This is a genomic window from Alcanivorax profundi (assembly GCF_003597125.1).
Taxonomy (GTDB): domain Bacteria; phylum Pseudomonadota; class Gammaproteobacteria; order Pseudomonadales; family Alcanivoracaceae; genus Alcanivorax; species Alcanivorax profundi.
Genome location: NZ_QYYA01000004.1, coordinates 174,772 through 190,925 on the forward strand (window position 1 = coordinate 174,772; position 16,154 = coordinate 190,925).

Annotated in this window: 18 protein-coding genes; 6 read left to right on the forward strand and 12 right to left on the reverse strand. The window is 56.8% G+C overall.

What is annotated here, in order from left to right:
- The first annotated feature begins 2 nt into the window (after positions 1-2).
- Positions 3-581, forward strand: coding sequence for a BON domain-containing protein (locus D4A39_RS13450; protein ID WP_022984973.1), 579 nt, complete (start codon positions 3-5; stop codon positions 579-581).
- A 69-nt stretch (positions 582-650) separates the two neighbouring features.
- On the opposite strand, the gene D4A39_RS13455 is transcribed toward D4A39_RS13450, so the two are convergent.
- The 7 genes from D4A39_RS13455 to rplM form a co-directional block, all read right to left on the reverse strand.
- The gene (locus D4A39_RS13455) at positions 651-1,061 is read right to left on the reverse strand and encodes a ClpXP protease specificity-enhancing factor (protein ID WP_199699464.1); all 411 of its coding nucleotides are present in this window, start codon (positions 1,059-1,061) and stop codon (positions 651-653) included.
- Positions 1,061-1,699 carry a stringent starvation protein SspA gene (sspA, locus tag D4A39_RS13460; RefSeq protein WP_022984971.1) on the reverse strand — a complete coding sequence of 213 codons (639 nt, stop codon included), beginning with the start codon at positions 1,697-1,699 and terminating at the stop codon, positions 1,061-1,063. Before sspA ends, D4A39_RS13455 begins: the two co-directional genes overlap by 1 nt.
- 135 nt (positions 1,700-1,834) lie before the next feature.
- On the reverse strand, positions 1,835-2,491 hold the full coding sequence (locus tag D4A39_RS13465; protein WP_022984970.1) for a cytochrome c1: 657 nt from the start codon (positions 2,489-2,491) through the stop codon (positions 1,835-1,837).
- On the reverse strand, positions 2,491-3,774 hold the full coding sequence (locus D4A39_RS13470) for a cytochrome b (protein WP_022984969.1): 1,284 nt from the start codon (positions 3,772-3,774) through the stop codon (positions 2,491-2,493). The genes D4A39_RS13465 and D4A39_RS13470 overlap by 1 nt, the downstream gene beginning before the upstream one ends.
- Positions 3,771-4,358 carry a ubiquinol-cytochrome c reductase iron-sulfur subunit gene (gene petA / locus D4A39_RS13475; RefSeq protein WP_022984968.1) on the reverse strand — a complete coding sequence of 196 codons (588 nt, stop codon included), beginning with the start codon at positions 4,356-4,358 and terminating at the stop codon, positions 3,771-3,773. The genes D4A39_RS13470 and petA overlap by 4 nt, the downstream gene beginning before the upstream one ends.
- Before the next feature lie 214 nt (positions 4,359-4,572).
- Positions 4,573-4,968: a 30S ribosomal protein S9 gene (gene rpsI / locus D4A39_RS13480; protein ID WP_022984967.1), complete on the reverse strand. Its 396-nt coding sequence runs from the start codon at positions 4,966-4,968 to the stop codon at positions 4,573-4,575.
- Between the two features lie 13 nt (positions 4,969-4,981).
- On the reverse strand, positions 4,982-5,410 hold the full coding sequence (gene rplM / locus D4A39_RS13485; protein WP_022984966.1) for a 50S ribosomal protein L13: 429 nt from the start codon (positions 5,408-5,410) through the stop codon (positions 4,982-4,984).
- 247 nt (positions 5,411-5,657) lie between these two features.
- On the opposite strand from rplM, the gene D4A39_RS13490 reads away from it, so the two are divergent.
- The 4 genes from D4A39_RS13490 (at position 5,658) to D4A39_RS13505 (ending at position 10,018) form a co-directional block, all read left to right on the forward strand.
- Positions 5,658-6,695, forward strand: coding sequence for an aldo/keto reductase (locus D4A39_RS13490; RefSeq protein ID WP_022984965.1), 1,038 nt, complete (start codon positions 5,658-5,660; stop codon positions 6,693-6,695).
- A 361-nt stretch (positions 6,696-7,056) separates the two neighbouring features.
- Positions 7,057-7,683, forward strand: a complete 627-nt coding sequence (locus D4A39_RS13495) for a TetR/AcrR family transcriptional regulator (RefSeq protein ID WP_022984964.1) — start codon at positions 7,057-7,059, stop codon at positions 7,681-7,683.
- A complete protein-coding gene (locus D4A39_RS13500) occupies positions 7,680-9,305 on the forward strand; it encodes a phytoene desaturase family protein (RefSeq protein WP_119918366.1) in 1,626 nt (541 codons plus the stop codon). Before D4A39_RS13495 ends, D4A39_RS13500 begins: the two co-directional genes overlap by 4 nt.
- Positions 9,305-10,018 carry an SGNH/GDSL hydrolase family protein gene (locus tag D4A39_RS13505; protein WP_119918368.1) on the forward strand — a complete coding sequence of 238 codons (714 nt, stop codon included), beginning with the start codon at positions 9,305-9,307 and terminating at the stop codon, positions 10,016-10,018. The genes D4A39_RS13500 and D4A39_RS13505 overlap by 1 nt, the downstream gene beginning before the upstream one ends.
- A gap of 62 nt (positions 10,019-10,080) precedes the next feature.
- Here the strand turns inward: D4A39_RS13505 and D4A39_RS13510 are convergent, their stop codons facing one another.
- The 5 genes from D4A39_RS13510 to D4A39_RS13530 form a co-directional block, all read right to left on the reverse strand.
- Positions 10,081-10,746 carry an outer membrane protein gene (locus tag D4A39_RS13510; protein WP_022984961.1) on the reverse strand — a complete coding sequence of 222 codons (666 nt, stop codon included), beginning with the start codon at positions 10,744-10,746 and terminating at the stop codon, positions 10,081-10,083.
- A gap of 78 nt (positions 10,747-10,824) precedes the next feature.
- A complete protein-coding gene (locus D4A39_RS13515; RefSeq protein ID WP_119918370.1) occupies positions 10,825-12,120 on the reverse strand; it encodes an OmpP1/FadL family transporter in 1,296 nt (431 codons plus the stop codon).
- Positions 12,121-12,380: 260 nt separating this feature from the next.
- On the reverse strand, positions 12,381-13,526 hold the full coding sequence (locus D4A39_RS13520) for an acyl-CoA dehydrogenase family protein (protein ID WP_022984959.1): 1,146 nt from the start codon (positions 13,524-13,526) through the stop codon (positions 12,381-12,383).
- Between the two features lie 178 nt (positions 13,527-13,704).
- Positions 13,705-14,787, reverse strand: coding sequence for a cell division protein ZapE (zapE, locus tag D4A39_RS13525; RefSeq protein ID WP_102791275.1), 1,083 nt, complete (start codon positions 14,785-14,787; stop codon positions 13,705-13,707).
- Positions 14,788-14,863: 76 nt separating this feature from the next.
- Positions 14,864-15,661 (reverse strand): alpha/beta hydrolase, encoded by a 798-nt coding sequence (locus tag D4A39_RS13530; protein WP_306461025.1) that lies wholly within the window; start codon positions 15,659-15,661, stop codon positions 14,864-14,866.
- On the opposite strand from D4A39_RS13530, the gene D4A39_RS13535 reads away from it, so the two are divergent.
- Complete coding sequence (locus D4A39_RS13535; RefSeq protein ID WP_022984956.1) at positions 15,615-16,142, forward strand: Z-ring associated ZapG family protein; 528 nt, start codon at positions 15,615-15,617, stop codon at positions 16,140-16,142. The two genes, D4A39_RS13530 and D4A39_RS13535, sit on opposite strands and share 47 nt — an antisense overlap.
- Positions 16,143-16,154: the final 12 nt, after the last annotated feature.

Consider the following 16,154-nt stretch of genomic DNA (forward strand, 5'->3'; position numbering starts at 1 on the left):
TCATGCGCCATCTGATTCCCGCCCTGCTGACCAGCGCTTTCCTGCTGATAGCACTGTCCGGCTGTACCAGCATGTCCAAAGGCATGTCCGATCAACCTACCGATCAGGATCACGGCTCACGCACCTTTGGCGCCTTCGTAGAAGACGGCAACATCGAACGCAAGGTTTCCGTTAATCTGGCGCGAGCCAGTGAGGAACTGGATCAATCACGCATTGTTGTGGTCAGCTTCAATGGTAATGTACTGCTGGCAGGACAGGTCGCCAGCGAAGACCTGAAAGCCCAGGCCGGCAATATCGCCGACCAGGTACGCCATGTTCGCCATGTGCACAACGAGCTCCAGGTAATCGGCAACAATTCCTTCCTCGCACGCACCAATGACACCTGGCTCACCAGCAAGGTCAAAAGCCGCCTTTTCGTGAATGGCGACGCACCAGGTTGGCGCACCAAGGTGGTGACAGAAAACGGCGTGGTTTATCTAATGGGACTACTGACCCGCGACGAAGCCGAGGCAGTGGTATCGCAGGTGCAAAAAGTCTACGGCGTACAAAAAATCGTCAAGATCATCGAGTATATCGACTAAGACGCCAGGGTCCAGACAACGCGCTCAGCCCAACGAGCAATAAAAAAAACCGGCTATCGCCGGTTTTTTTTATTTGACCACCTTGAGGTGATTGACCTTGTTTGCCTTTGCCTCATCTTTCTTCTTGGCCGGCTCGGGCGGGGTGCTGGGTGGCTCTGGAGGGTCAACGGGATCAAATGCCATCCCCTGCCCGTTCTCGCGGGCAAACACCGCAACTACGGCATTAATCGGCACCCGAATTGACATGGGCACGCCGCCAAAACGGGCCGAGAAAGCGATTTCGTCGTTGTCTGCCACGAAATGTGTCACGGCACGAGGAGCGATATTCAGAACAATCTGACCGTCCTGAACAAAGTCCTGCGGCACTTCCACGCCGGGGAAAACAGCATTAACGGCCAGATGCGTCGTCAGACCGTTGTCACAGATCCACTCGTGAATCGCCCGTATCAGATACGGGCGATTGGAGGTCATGTCACTCATCAGAGCGGATTGCGCAGTTCGCGTTCAGCGTCGGTCAGGCTGGCCTGGAAGGCATCACGATCAAACAGGCGCTCGGCGTAATCCAGCAACGGCTTGGCCTGCTTGGCAGGAAGCTCAATACCCAGCGCCGGCAACCGCCACAGGATCGGGCCCACCACACAGTCCACCAGAGTGAACTCTTCGCTCATGAAATACGGCAACTCGCTGAAGATCGGCGCGCAAGCCAGGATGGCCTCACGCAGCTCTTTGCGGCGCTTGTTCAGGCTGGCCTCTTTCTCTTCACCGGCCAAGATAGCATCCACATGCCCACACCAGTCACGCTCGATACGGTGAATCAGCAGGCGGCTCTGGGCACGGGCTACCGGGTAGACCGGCAGCAGCGGGGGGTGCGGGAAACGCTCGTCCAGATACTCCATGATGACAGTGGACTGATACAGGGTCAGCTCACGGTCTACCAACGTGGGCACTTCGTTGTACGGATTCAGTGACGCCAGATCTTCCGGCTTGTTGTTGCTGTCCACATCAACAATGTCCACCGTGACCCCTTTTTCCGCCAGCACAATACGTACGCGGTGGCTGTAATGATCTTCCGGGGAAGAGAAGAAAGTCATTGAAGAACGCTTGGTCACCACACCCATTGTCGAGTCATCTCCACTAATCATCTATAACAGAAACAGGGTAACCGCTTTCGCGGGTACCCTGTTCATCGCTGGACATTGTACCACAGAAGCTGCGAGTGCTGGCGTCAGCGTTAAACCGGGCCAGCCGCAAGCTTAGTGGACGTCTTTCCAGTATTCCTTCTTGAGCAGGTAAGCCGGGATAAACAGAATCCCCAGGAATACCAGCACATACACACCCAGACGCTCACGCAAGGGACGAATCGGCTCGGCAGTGTAAGTCAGGAAGTTGGTGATATCACCCATGGCTTCCTTGAACTCATCTTCACCCAGCTCCTGCTCCAGCCCGGCCATTACGTGCGGCATGCCGACGTTTTCGAAGATACGGTTGTTGTAACCGAACGGACGGGACTCATCTTCATAGAAGTTGATCAGGTAGGAATACACCCAGTCCGAAGAGCGGAAGCGAGTCACCATGGTCAGGTCCGGCGGAGCCGTACCAAACCATTTCTTCGCCTCACCCGCCGGCATGGCTGTGTGCATCTGATCACCAAACTTGTCGCTGGTGAAATTCAGATTCTCCATAACCAGCTCTTCAGAGATTTCCAGGTCCTCAGCCAGACGGCTGTAGCGCTGATACTGAAGGCCATGACAACCCATGCAATAGTTCACGAACAACTTGGCACCATTCTGCAGGCTGACTTTGTCCTGCAGGTTTACCGGTGCCGGCACTTCGTGCTCACTTTTGCCACCGCCAGCCGCGAACGCGACCAACGGCAGGCAGCTGAAAAGAATTACCGCTAGTTTCTTCATCAGTGTCCCCCCGTTACCCGTTCCGGAACCGGCTTGGATTTCTCGAATTTATGCACGAACGGCATGATCAGCAGGAAGTAGCTGAAGTAATAAACTGTGCCGAACTGCGCAATCATGGTCTTGGTCGGGGTCGCAGGCTGGGTACCCAGGAAGCCCAGGACCAGGAAGTCCACAACGAAGATCGTCATGAAGATCTTGCTCCAGATACCACGATAACGAATGGACTTGACCGGGTGGCGATCCAGCCACGGGATCACGAACAGGATCACGATTGCACCACCCATGGCCACCAGACCCCATGCCTTGGAAGACATGATGATGTCGATGGTTGTGGCACGCAGCATGGCGTAGTACGGACCGTAATACCAAACCGGGGCAATGTGGTCAGGGGTTTTCAGCGGGTTGGCCGGCTCGAAGTTCGGCTTCTCCAACAGGTAACCACCACCGTCGGGGAAGAAGAAGATCACCACAGAGAAGATCATCAGGAAGACGATCACACCCGGCAGATCTTTCACGGTGTAGTAAGGATGGAACGGGATACCGTCAACCGGAACACCGTTTTCATCTTTGTTCTGCTTGATTTCAACGCCGTCAGGGTTGTTGGAACCCACTTCGTGCAGCGCCAGGATGTGCAATACCACCAGTGCCAACAGCACGATCGGAATCGCCACAACGTGCAACGCAAAGAACTTGTTCACGGTCGCAGTAGACAACAGGTAGTCGCCACGAACCCAGGTAGTCAGTCCTTCGCCGATTTCCTTGGCCTCTGCCGCAGAGATAAAGGGCAGCAGATCAAATGGAATCGCACCCGCCAGGGAGATGATTACCTGTGCACCCCAGTAGGACATGTTACCCCAGGGCAACACATAACCCAGGAAACCTTCTGCCATGAGTGCCAGATAGATCAGCATACCGAAGATCCACACCAGTTCCCGCGGCGGCTTGTAGGAGCCATACATCAGACCACGGAACATGTGGATATAGACCACGGCAAAGAATGCCGATGCACCAACCGCATGCATGTAGCGGATCAGCCAGCCCCACTCCACATCACGCATGATGTATTCAACGGAGGCGAAGCCTTCGTTGGGAGAGAAGAACATGGTCAGCCAGATACCGGTGAGGAGCTGGTTGATCAGCACCACCAGAGAAAGCACACCGAAGTAGTACCAGAAGTTGAAGTTCTTCGGCGCATAATATTCGGACATGTGACGCTTGTAGGCGTCAACCACGGGCAGACGGGCATCTACCCAATCGACAACGCGATTCACCATTCCCATCATGCCTTGGTCTCCCCTTCTTCAGAGCCGACGATGACGACGCCTTCACTCAGGTACGAATGCGGCGGCACGACCAGGTTGGTCGGTGCAGGCACACTCTTGTACACACGCCCTGCCAGATCGAACTTGGAACCATGACAAGGACAGAAGAAACCGCCGTGCTCCAGTTCTACAGTGGGCTGCTCTTCAAACAGAGGGGAGCACCCCAGGTGAGTACAGGTACCGACCAGCACAAGATACTCTTTTTTGATGGAGCGCCACTCATTCTTGGCGTATTCCGGCTGCTGATCCGCTTCGGACGCAGGGTCGCGGAGCTTTTCATCCAGCTGAGGCAGGGTATCCAGCATGTCCTGGGTACGACGAACCACCCAAATGGGCTGCCCTCGCCATTCCTCGACTACACGCTGCCCGGACTCCAGTTTGCTGATGTCAATCTTTACCGGCGCACCGGCATTCTTGGCTTTGGCACTGGGTTGCCAGGATTTTACGAATGGAACAGCCACACCGACCGCACCCGCAGCACCAATTGCCGAGGTCAGGCCGATCAAAAACGTGCGGCGGCTGCTATTTACGCCGTCGTTGCTCATTGAGTTATTCTCCCCTTAGATCCCACGCTCGGGGTTTGTCCGCGACCCGAGGTCCATCCTCGTGCTACGGGCGGAGTAAGGCGGCGGAAATGGTAAAGAAAAAGCCCACACCTGACAACCGGTTATTCCTGACCAGAAAGACCTAAATGACTGATTTAGACACAAAAAAGCCCAGCGTTGCTGGGCTTTTTTGTGAACCGGCTGACCGGAAGTATTAACGCTTGGAGAACTGCGGACGACGACGCGCCTTACGCAGACCAACCTTTTTACGCTCCACCTCACGAGCATCACGCGTCACGTAACCGGCACGACGCAGCTGACCACGCAGCTCACCGTCATATTCCATCAGCGCACGGGTAATGCCGTGACGGATGGCGCCAGCCTGACCGTTGTTGCCACCACCGCTAACGGTAACCAGCACGTCAAACTTGTCAGTAGCTTCCACCAGCTCGAGAGCTTGGCGAACAACCATCTGATTGGTCTTACGACCAAAGTAGACATCCAGGGGACGGCCATTGATGGTGATGTTGCCGCTACCCGGGCGCAGGAAAACGCGCGCGGAAGAGGTCTTGCGGCGACCGGTGCCGTAGTTGGTTTCTACAGTTGCCATCGTCTAAAACCCCTTAGATTTCCAGCTGCTGCGGCTGTTGAGCAGTATGAGGGTGCTCAGTGCCAGCATAGACTTTCAGTTTGCGGTACATGGCGCGACCCAGCGGGTTACGCGGCAGCATACCCTTAACCGCCTTCTCAATGATCATCTCAGGCTTTTCGGCCTGCAGAGTCGCAAAGTTGGCTTCTTTCAGGCCACCCGGGTAACCGGTGTGACGGTAATACATTTTGTCGTTCGCCTTGTTACCGGTAACGGCCACTTTATCGGCATTGATTACGACGATGTAATCACCGGTATCGACGTGTGGAGTGTACTCCGGCTTGTGTTTACCGCGCAGACGGTTTGCGAGTTCGGTCGCCAACCGACCCAGCGTTTTGCCGGAGGCGTCTACCACATACCAGTCGCGCTTTACGCTTTCCGGTTTTGCGCTGTAGGTCTTCATGGAATTCTGCCCTAAAATCAATATGTTACGGGTAGCAAACACCCGCCGGCGTCAGTTCCGCCGGGCAAGAGAGCGCGAATTCTACCCAAGCCCCCCACAGAACACAAGCCATTGAGAGGGATTTGTTGGCATTGACGCACTCAGCAACCAGCAGGTCCGGATTCGCCCTTGTGGGCAGTCGGACCCCGTGGTCAGATTGGGCGCCATCATCCCTTATATTGTCGCCGCAGTAAAACAGGAGCCAACCATGGAATACCGCCGTCTGGGTCGCACCGATCTGAACGTTAGCAGCCTCTGCCTGGGCACCATGACCTGGGGCAGCCAGAACACGGCCGAAGAAGGCCACGCCCAGATGGATATGGCGCTGGACCACGGGATCAACTTTTTTGATACCGCCGAAATGTATGCCGTCCCGGCCAGCCCGGAAACGTCTTTTCGCACCGAAACCATCATCGGCGAGTGGTTTGCCAAAACTGGCCAGCGCAACAAGGTCATCCTTGCAACCAAGGCCGCGGGGCCCGGCGACTATGTCAAACATATCCGTGGCGGCCCGCGCTTTACCGCTGCCAGCCTGCAGGAAGCCGTGGAGGGCAGCCTCAAGCGCCTGCAAACCGACGTCATTGATCTCTACCAATTGCACTGGCCGGAACGCACTACCAACTTTTTTGGCCGGCTGGGCTACAAGCACCGTGATGGCGAAGAGGGCATTGCCATTAGTGAAACGGTTGCCGGCCTCAAGGCGTTGATAGATGCAGGCAAGATTCGTCACTGGGGCCTGTCCAACGAGACCCCCTGGGGACTGATGACCTTTATCCACGAAGCGGAAAAAATCGGCCTGCCGCGCCCGGTCAGCATCCAGAATCCTTATTCCCTGCTTAATCGCAGCTATGAAGTCGGCCTTGCCGAAGTGAGCCATCGTGAAGACGTGGGCCTGCTGGCCTATTCGCCGCTGGCGTTTGGCATGCTGACCGGCAAATACCGCAACGACCAGTGGCCGGAAAAGGCGCGACTGACCCTGTTCAAGCATTTCTCCCGCTACACCAACCCGCAAGCGACCGCGGCAACGGAAGCCTATTACACCCTGGCACAAGAGCGCGGCGTCAGCCTGACCCAGCTGGCGCTGCAGTTCGTTACCACCCGGCCGTTTGTCACCAGCAACATTATTGGCGCCACCGATCTTGCGCAGCTGGAAGAGAACCTCAACAGTGTAGACCTGCCTTGGGACAAGGAACTGGAGAAAGCCCTGGAAGCGATTCATAACCGTTTCCCCTACCCCGCACCGTGATAACGGAACCCGTCGGGCGTCATGCTGCCCCCTTAAACCCCCTCCAAAATAGCCTCCCTCCCACTTGCGGGAGAGAGGCTGGGAGAGGGAGCCTTTGAAATTCAAAAACACCCTGATCCCAAAGACCCGTCTCCCTCTGACCCTCCTCCCTCGGGAGTGATCAGTGATCGCCCGGCCGCCATTGTCGATTCGCGGTATAACCATCACCTCCACGGTTCCGGCACCCCTGCCAGCCAGCAGCGGCGAGGCTTGATCTTGCGCCATCGCTGCCACCAGCTCGCAACAGCTGAACCCGGACTCTTGACGCCAGCATGTCGCTCATGCCAATGTTAACACCGTTAACTTATAGCGATGGACATCTATGGCACGCACCGCTTACCACCACGGCGATCTCCAGCAGCAGGTCCATGACCAGGCGCTTGCCGTGGTACGCGAGCACGGTGACAGCGCCATCAGCCTGCGGGCCCTGGCCAAGCAGATTGGCGTCAGCGCTCCGGCGCTATATCGCCATTTTGCCGACCGGGAAAGCCTGTTGGCGGAACTGGCGATCAGTGGCTTCGAAGCATTACGCCAACGCCTGCTGCAGGTGAAGCACACCCCGCCACGGCAAGCACTGATTGGCATTGGCCTCGCCTATGTTCGCTTTGCCCAGGACGAGCCCAACCTGTACCGGCTAATGTTCGGCGGGCAGGTGCTGCCCCGCGGAGTCCACCCACGACTGGACGACGCCGGCAAGGCAGCCTTCCAGGTTTTGGAGGACACCGTAGAACGGGCGCGCCACAGCGGCTATCTGAAACCCATGCCGCTGGCACTAATGACCGCCACCGCCTGGTCACTGGTCCATGGTCTGTCCCAGCTGACTATTGACGGCCATCTGCCGAACGCCGATGCCGAACCCCATCTTGCCGAAGGCATCACCAGCCTGTTGCTGGAAGGGGCCATCGCCGACACCAACCGCGCTACCGATAATAACGAGGATTCCCCATGAGCAGCCCACAACCCAGCACCCTACGCGTCGGACGACGCTATCGCGCCAACCGACTGGAGAGCGGCTATGACGCCATCGTCATCGGTTCCGGCATTGGTGGCCTGACCGCCGCCGCCTGCCTCAGCAAGCTTGGCAAAAAAGTGCTGGTCCTGGAGCAGCACTACACCGCAGGGGGATTCACCCACAGTTACGACCGCAATGGCTACGAATGGGATGTGGGGGTGCATTACATCGGCGATATGGGCAGCAGAAAAACCATGGGCCGCCGCCTGTTTGATCTGGTCACCGACAACCAGCTGCAATGGGCGCCGATGGACCCGGTCTACGATCGACTGTTTATCGGGGAGCGCCAGATCGATCTGGTTGCAGGCCCGAAAGCCTTTGCCGACGAGCTAAAGAAACAGTTCCCGGATGAAGAGCGCGCCATCGACACTTATCTTGGCTATCTGTCACAGGTCTCTGCTGCCATGCCCGGCGTCACCCTCGCCAAAGTCATGCCCGACCTTCTGGCCAGTCCCTTCCGCTTCCTTGCCCGCCGCAAGGCACCGGACTTCCTGAACCGGCCGACCCGCGACGTGCTGCTGACCCTGACCCGCAACGAAGAGCTGATTGCCGCGCTCACCGGTCAATGGGGAGACAACGGCCTGGTTCCCAACGATTCCAGCTTTATCATTCATGCCCTGATTGCCCGCCATTATCTGCATGGTGGCTACTATCCTGTCGGCGGCGCATCGGAAATGGCCAAAACCATCATTCCGGTGATCCAGCAAAGCGGCGGCGAAGTCTTTACCTACGCCGATGTACAAGAAATCCTGATCGAAAAGAGTAAAGCCGTCGGGGTGCGCATGGCTGACGGCACAGAGATCCATGCCCCCGCTATCATCAGTAACGCCGGGGTATTCAATACCTTTGGCCCCCTGCTGCCAGAGAGCGCCCCCCACAAGGATTTCTATCAAATGAAGCTGGGCCAGGTGCAGCGCTCAATGGCCAGTGTATGCCTATATATTGGCCTGCAGGACACCGCAGAGAACCTGCAGCTACCGAAGACCAATTTCTGGATTTACCCCGGCACCGATCACAAGCAACAGGTTGAGCAGTTTCTGGCCGACCCGGATAACCACGATATTCCACTGACCTATATTTCGTTCCCCTCTGCCAAGGATCCCAGCTTCACGGAACGTTACCCCGGGCGCGCCACCATCGAAATCGTCGCCCCCGGGCCCTTCGAGTGGTACCAGCAGTGGGCCGACAAGCCCTGGGGCAAACGTGGCGACGACTACGAGGCACTCAAGGAAGAATACGCCCAGCGCTTGCTGGAGAAACTCTACGAAAAAATGCCCCATCTGCGAGGCAAGGTGGACTACTACGAGCTCTCGACGCCGTTATCAACGGATTATTTCTGCCGCTATCCCAGCGGCGAAATCTACGGCCTTGACCACACACCCCAGCGGTTTGAGCAGGACTGGCTAAAACCGAAAACCCGCATCCCCGGCCTCTACCTGACCGGCCAGGACATCATGACCTGCGGGGTGGTTGGCGCCATGATTGGCGGCCTGCTCACGACTGTCGCCGTCGGCGGCGCCAGAAGCCTGCCGCTGGCCAAGAAAGTGTTCGCAGGCTAATGCATCTGCCCTTCTGGCTGTGCACCGGCCTGCTAAGCCCTGTACTGATGGCACAGGCCCTGCACACTCGCCGCACCACCCTGCGCCTGCCTGAGGCCGACGGGGCCCGCCATGGTCAGTGGGGGCACGGGGCCCCCTCACAACGGCTGTTGGTGATAGGCGAATCGACTGCTGCCGGGGTCGGCGTGGAGCACCAGCGTCAGGGATTGGCGAGCCAACTGGCGCGTCAGCTCTATCAGAGCAGGGGCGTGTCGGTGCAATGGCATACCGCGGGAGTCAACGGCGCGCGCGCTGGAGCGCTCATGGAGATCGCCAACGACCTTAGTATCGCGCCGGTGGATCACATTTTTATCAGTCTGGGCGTCAACGACACCACCGGCCTGACCCGCCGCCAAGCGTATTATCATCAGCTCCTGACGCTAAGCCATGCCCTCAAGCGACACAGCCCGGCCGCCAGACAATACCTTCTTGCCGTGCCGCCCATGCACCGCTTCACTGCCTTGCCAAGCCCACTTCGGCAACTACTGGGCTGGCGCGCCCGTCAGCTGGACGAAAAACAGAAACAGCTGGCCGGGCAACCCCCAGGATACCTGCAGCATATCCATTACCCTGAGCTGGAACCCCCGTCACTATTGGCAGAAGACGGCTACCATCCTGGTCCGCGCGGTTATCGAGCCATGGCAAAGGCTGTGGCCGCGCAGCTCTGGGACTAACTAACCTCCTCACCGCATTCCTCAAAGTCACAAAAAAGGCGGCTTACGCCGCCCTACTGTGCCTACTGGAAAAACCACCCAATTCCAAAGCGCCACAGCCCCTGATCCAGGGTATCGACCCCCCTGTCGACATCAAGCCACTGCTGACTGTAGCCGCCACGCATGAAGAATCGATCACTCACATCAAGACGAATACCTGCTCCCACTTCGTAGCTGAAGACCGTGTCCGAAAGCGTCGGAGTGTCATAGCCGCAGTAGTAGCCCCACCATGGATCCCACCAGCACACCGGCACCGACGGCCCGGTAGGCACATTGGTATCCAGGTACGTCGCACCAATGGCCCCTTGCACATAGGGCGTAAGCGCCTTGCGGAAGAAATGATAGGTTCCATTCAAGGCCATGGTAGTCATCTCCAGCTCACCACTACCCTCAAACCGGCCTGCAGGATCAATCTCATTACTGGTGCGAAAGTCCGTATCCACCCATTCAAGAGCAAACCCGAATTGCACGTGTTCATCCAGGTTATAGGCAAAATCAAAGCCAAAGCCGATATCATCATCAATACGAACTTCCGAACCTCGATCGCCATTGAGCGTCTGGCCTTGCAAACCCAAAAGACGAAAACCGCCTTCCCAACGCTCAGTACGATAGCTGTTGGGAATTTCAGCCACCGCATTCATCGATAGCAGCGCCACCAAGACTCCCGCCAGACTGCGTACCCTCATCATGTTCTTCTCCTTGCGCGATCAAAAAAGGCGAACCCGTAACCGGATTCGCCTTTTATATCACGGAAACACCGCCTGAGATTAGAACCGGTAGCTCATCTGGGCACCAATCACATCAGCATCCAGCTCATAGGTACCCTTGAGTTGGGCCCCCTTGTCAGAACGACTGATATCCGCATCATCAACAAAGATATGGGCATAGCCAACGTCGATAGTCATATTATCGGTCGGATTGAACCCAGCCCCCAGGGTCACCCAGATCCGGTCAGAGTCTGGCGAGATCGCAGAACGGTTATCTTTGCCCTGTGTAGAATCTTCCTTTGCCACCCCGAATCGCAACACGGTGCCACTGGCAAGTGCGTGATTCAGGCCCAGGGAATAGCGAGCCGTGTTTTCCCAGTCGAACTCTTCAGTAGGGTTGAATGCCAAATCAGGGCTTTCCACCACCAACGCATCCAGAGAACTCCACTCCGTCCATTCAACGCCCAACAACAACTGTGTCCGATCTGACAAGTCACCAGCATATGAGAGCTGCAAAGAGGCAGGAAGATCAATATCGGCCGAGCCTGAATAACTCCCGGGAGCAACAGGGTTCCCCCCCAAGGCGGACAAAAGTGCTCCCGCATCGCTAAAGGAGATATCACCCTCGACTTCGTAGCTCATCTCGGAGCGGTAAGCCACACCAAAATGGTTGTTATCATCAGGACTGTAGGTCAGGCCAAGATTCCAGCCGATGGCATCATCATCACCCTCGAGACGGGTCGCCGCATTGCGAATATCCGCATCAAGCGTCTGGTAATTGATACCGATGCCAACATTCAGATTGTCTGTCAGCTGGATCCCCAGGGAAGGATTGATATTTACCGTCTGCAGATCCGATTCCGTGGCATAAAAGTCGCCAGCGGTGACCGTACCCAGCCCGGCAGGCGGCGGAGGCGTGAGATAGGCATTACCCCAACCACTCTCATACTCAATTTTGGTACCGAACGGGGAAACAATACTCAAACCAAAAGTCATCGTCTCGCTAATTGGCACCGCCAGAAACGCACTGCCCACGAAGGGCTCCACATCGTCAAAGTCGCCACTCCCTTGTCCTACCTGGGGACCAAACAGAGACATACCGTCGGAGTCGGATTTGAAGGCAGTATCGACCCACACCTGATGCAGCGGGATAGAAATTTCGGTAGCACGAAGTCCGGCTAGCGTCGCCGGGTTATACCATTGATTGGAAGCATTTTCGCTCAGCACTCCCGCACCTGCGTAAGCGGTACCCATGGCTGAAACAGATTGATAGGACACGGCAAAACCGCTGGCCATTACCTGACCTGACAGCAGCCCGATGGTGGATCCGACGATGAGAACGCCCGTTTTTTTCATTTTTGCTCTCCCTCTTCCTGAAAGTAACTTCCTGAACGCAAGGTCATTCCTGGAACGCTCATTTCTTATACCCAATACTGAGCGGATACAGCAACCTCGAGCGTATGCCCATCTTTTTGTCTTAAACAGGGCTTTTTTGTAAAAGATCCGCCGTTATGGTCAGGGAGCCGTCCCCCCTCAAGAAGCCATTGAAAACCCGGACCGGCAACACAAAAAAGGCTGCCGAAGCAGCCTTTTACTTGTGCAGGAGGACACTGGAATCAGTCCGCCAATACTGCCTTGGCGATAATGGTCTTCATGATCTCGTTGGTACCGCCATAGATGCGCTGGACGCGGGAGTCAGCGAACATGCGGGCAATCGGGTATTCCCACATGTAACCGTAACCACCGTGCAGCTGCAGACACTCATCAATCACTTCGCACTGAAGATCCGTAATGTAGTATTTACCGGCAGCAGCAGTAGGAATATCCAGCTCTTTCTTGAGGTGGAGTTCAAGACAGCGATCCACATAGGAACGAGCCACTTCCAGTTTCGTGTGCATCTCGGCAATTTTGAACTGGGTGTTCTGGAAGTCCGCAATGGATTTTCCAAACGCCTTACGCTCTTTCACATACTGGATGGTCTGCTCCAGAGCTGATTCCGCCATGGCCAGGCCACCGATGGAGATACCCAGACGTTCCTGCGGCAGTTCTTTCATCAGGTAGATGAAGCCCATGCCTTCTTCACCGAGCAGGTTTTCGGCAGGCACCTTAACGTCCTGGAAGAACAGCTCGGAAGTGTCCTGGGCCTTCATGCCCACTTTCTTCAGATTGGTGCCCTTCTCGAAGCCTTCTGAATCGCAATCCACCACGAACAGGCTGATACCTTTCGCGCCCTTGCTGGGATCAGTCTTGGCTACCACGATCACGATGTCCGCGTTCTGACCGTTGGTGATAAAGGTCTTGGAGCCGTTCAGGACGTAGTGATCGCCCTGCTTTACCGCGGTGGTCTTCACGCCCTGCAGGTCGGAGCCCGCACCCGGCTCGGTCATGGCGATGGCGCCAATGCACTCACCGGTAACCATCTTCGGCAGGTACTTTTCTTTCAGGAATTCGCTACCGTTGTTCTGGATGTAAGGCGCCACGATCTCGGTGTGCAGACCCCAGCCGATACCGGTCAGACCGAGACGGGAAATCTCTTCGTTGATGACCACGCTGTACAGGAAGTCCGCTTCGATTCCACCGTACTGCTCTTTTACCATCGGGCACAGGAAGCCCTGCTCACCCGCTTTGAGCCAGATTTCACGGGGCACAACGCCTTGCTTTTCCCACTCTTCATTGTTGGGAACGGCTTCAGCTTCGAGGAACTTGCGAACGGTATCGCGGAAGGTTTCGTGGTCGGAATTGAACAGCGTACGGGGGATCATGAATCTCTCCGGTCTCGTGTTGGGGAAGTGGCCCCGAAACCGGAAATGGCCGGGGCACAGAATATCCCCATGATGTTCACTGATACTGCCATTGGGCAATGACCGAATTGATCAATGCCTTTTCGCCCTGAGACATACGGCCAATAGTAGTGAACGCGTCGTGAGCAAGCTCCGGGGCTCAAGCCCGGTGTTCACGCCCAAGATACTCCGACGACTGCATTTCCTGCAGACGGGAACGGGTACGTTCGAACTCGAAATCCAACCGCCCCCCGGCATAAATATCCTCAATAGGGGTTTCTGCCGTCATCACCAGTTTGACTGCCCGGTCGTAAAACTCATCGACCATGTTGATGAAGCGACGTGCCATGTCATCCTTGGCCGCCCCCATCTGTTCCACGTTGGCTACCAGAACGGTGTGAAATTCCCGGGCGATTTCGATGTAGTCAGTCTGGCTGCGAGGCCCATCGCACAGCGCCTTGAACTCAAACCAGACCACATCATCGGCACAGACCACCGTCGGAATCTTGCGCCCCTCAATTAATACATTGCCTGCATCACGGTGACGCGAATGATCGGGCTCCAGGGTATGAAAACGCTCGTGCAGATAGGCCTCTGCCGTTTCACCCAGCGGACAGTGATACAGCTCCGCCTGCTCCAGCAGCCTCAACCGGTAATCGGTGCCGCCATCCACATTCATCACCTGGGTATGCTGTTTGAGCAGGGCAATGGCTGGCAAGAAACGCGCTCGCTGAAGACCGTCACGATAAAGCCCATCGGGCTCAATATTGGAGGTCGCGACCAGAGTGACGCCATTGGCGAACAGTTCTTCCATTAACCCGGCCAGAATCATCGCATCTGTGATGTCGGTGACAAAGAACTCATCAAAACACAGCACCCGAGCCTGGCTGGCGAACTTCCGGGCAATGCTGATCAACGGATTCTTCTCGCCCTGCCGTTCCCGCATTTCACGGTGCACCTTCTGCATGAACCGGTGAAAGTGCATGCGGCGCTTCTGATCAAAGGGTAACGACTCGAAGAACACATCCATCAGGTAGGTTTTGCCGCGCCCAACGCCCCCCCACATATACAGCCCCATCTGTGGACGAGGCTTGCGAAAGCGCCCAAACAAGCCTCCTCCGGAGGGCTCCGCCAGCAAGCGATGATACAGATCATCCAGCGCTTCCACGGCCCGCAACTGGGCGGCATCCTGGAAGAAATCCTGGCGCTGAAGGTCGGCCTGATATTGCTCAAGAGGAGTCATAGTCATTGTGGCAGCAGGTGGAGCGGGCCAATGTAGCGCCGGGGCCCGGCGCTGACAAGCGGCAGCCGGCGTGTCGTTAACCGGATACTGGCAGGTGACTGGCCGCAGCTTCCTTCAGTTCCACCAACCGACCGTGGAAGAAGTGGCCGCAATCAGGGAAACGAATCAGATCCGGGGTCAACGGTGTTTGCTCGGCCCAGCGGAACACTTGCTCCGCCGGCACCACCTCATCGTCGTCACCCTGTACTACCGTCACGGGACAACCGGTGGTCTCGATATCGCTGAACGGATAATGGTGAACTGGCGGCGCCACTAGCAGCAAGGTACTGACGGGCATGCCATTGGCATTGAGGATTTCAGCCCCCCGACAGGCGACAAAACTGCCAAACGAAAAGCCCGCCAGCCACAGGGGGGCCTGAGGGAACTGTTCGCGTAACCAGCTGTGAATCGCCAGCAAGTCTTCGGTTTCACCGATGCCATCGCTGTAAGCACCCTGACTGTCGCCCACCCCGCGAAAGTTGAAGCGCACTACCGCGCCCCCCTTGTCCCGGACCAGCCGCGTCAATGTGGTCACCACCTTGTTGTCCATGGTGCCACCAAACAAGGGATGAGGATGGCAGGCAATGGCAACAAAAGGTGGCGCATCGCTGCCCTGTTCGAAAACAGCTTCCAGTTGCCCACTCGGCCCTGCCAGCTGTAGCCGTTCAGCCATGTGCCACCTCCATCGATGAATTGTTACGAGTTGTCCCCTTGGCGACCTCGCGGCACTGTGCTGCAATAGTCCGCAGTTGTCGTCAAAGACTGACGACAGTGTACAGGAGTATGCCATGGATATGCTGACAACCGGGGTATTGAGCTTTGCTGCCGGCGTCATTGTTGGAGCAGGCTTGCTGTTCTGGCTGTTACCGGCCCGCCGTCAGGCCGGGCAACTGATTCGTGACCGTGACGAGGCCCGTCAGGCACTGGAGCACTACCGCTCGCAAGTGGATGACCACTTCCTGCATACCGCAGAACTGGTCAACGATATGACCCAGGCCTACCGCACTGTCCATGAGCATCTTTCCAAAGGCGCCCAGGCACTGTGTTCCGAGGGAGGGCGCAAACGCGCAGCGGCCAAATCCCTGGATTCTGCCCCGAACCGTGACAATTCCGACCCGATCAACCCCCCACTGGACTACGCCCCCAGCGCCCAGGGAACGCTGGCCGAGGACTTCGGGCTGCGACGCAAACCGGAAGGCCCCTTCGAGCCTGTTGATGTAGACAACCCTACCCCTGACGCCATTGTTGAACCCCCTCGAGATTATGCCGAGGGCATGGACGACAACAACGAAGACAGCCCCCGCAAGGACAAGTAGTTCCGACGCGAA

What these genes read in the sequence shown, in the direction of transcription:
- D4A39_RS13530 (WP_306461025.1), bottom strand. Translation starts at nt 15,661, where the DNA reads ATGACGCCGGCAGCAAAGCTCAATACCCCGGTTGTCAGCATATCCATG.
- D4A39_RS13470 (WP_022984969.1), bottom strand. Translation starts at nt 3,774, where the DNA reads ATGATGGGAATGGTGAATCGCGTTGTCGATTGGGTAGATGCCCGTCTG.
- D4A39_RS13490 (WP_022984965.1), top strand. Translation starts at nt 5,658, where the DNA reads ATGGAATACCGCCGTCTGGGTCGCACCGATCTGAACGTTAGCAGCCTC.
- petA (WP_022984968.1), bottom strand. Translation starts at nt 4,358, where the DNA reads ATGAGCAACGACGGCGTAAATAGCAGCCGCCGCACGTTTTTGATCGGC.
- D4A39_RS13520 (WP_022984959.1), bottom strand. Translation starts at nt 13,526, where the DNA reads ATGATCCCCCGTACGCTGTTCAATTCCGACCACGAAACCTTCCGCGAT.
- sspA (WP_022984971.1), bottom strand. Translation starts at nt 1,699, where the DNA reads ATGGGTGTGGTGACCAAGCGTTCTTCAATGACTTTCTTCTCTTCCCCG.
- D4A39_RS13450 (WP_022984973.1), top strand. Translation starts at nt 3, where the DNA reads ATGCGCCATCTGATTCCCGCCCTGCTGACCAGCGCTTTCCTGCTGATA.
- D4A39_RS13535 (WP_022984956.1), top strand. Translation starts at nt 15,615, where the DNA reads ATGGATATGCTGACAACCGGGGTATTGAGCTTTGCTGCCGGCGTCATT.
- D4A39_RS13495 (WP_022984964.1), top strand. Translation starts at nt 7,057, where the DNA reads ATGGCACGCACCGCTTACCACCACGGCGATCTCCAGCAGCAGGTCCAT.
- D4A39_RS13465 (WP_022984970.1), bottom strand. Translation starts at nt 2,491, where the DNA reads ATGAAGAAACTAGCGGTAATTCTTTTCAGCTGCCTGCCGTTGGTCGCG.
- D4A39_RS13510 (WP_022984961.1), bottom strand. Translation starts at nt 10,746, where the DNA reads ATGATGAGGGTACGCAGTCTGGCGGGAGTCTTGGTGGCGCTGCTATCG.
- zapE (WP_102791275.1), bottom strand. Translation starts at nt 14,787, where the DNA reads ATGACTCCTCTTGAGCAATATCAGGCCGACCTTCAGCGCCAGGATTTC.
- rpsI (WP_022984967.1), bottom strand. Translation starts at nt 4,968, where the DNA reads ATGGCAACTGTAGAAACCAACTACGGCACCGGTCGCCGCAAGACCTCT.
- D4A39_RS13505 (WP_119918368.1), top strand. Translation starts at nt 9,305, where the DNA reads ATGCATCTGCCCTTCTGGCTGTGCACCGGCCTGCTAAGCCCTGTACTG.
- D4A39_RS13515 (WP_119918370.1), bottom strand. Translation starts at nt 12,120, where the DNA reads ATGAAAAAAACGGGCGTTCTCATCGTCGGATCCACCATCGGGCTGCTG.
- rplM (WP_022984966.1), bottom strand. Translation starts at nt 5,410, where the DNA reads ATGAAGACCTACAGCGCAAAACCGGAAAGCGTAAAGCGCGACTGGTAT.
- D4A39_RS13455 (WP_199699464.1), bottom strand. Translation starts at nt 1,061, where the DNA reads ATGAGTGACATGACCTCCAATCGCCCGTATCTGATACGGGCGATTCAC.
- D4A39_RS13500 (WP_119918366.1), top strand. Translation starts at nt 7,680, where the DNA reads ATGAGCAGCCCACAACCCAGCACCCTACGCGTCGGACGACGCTATCGC.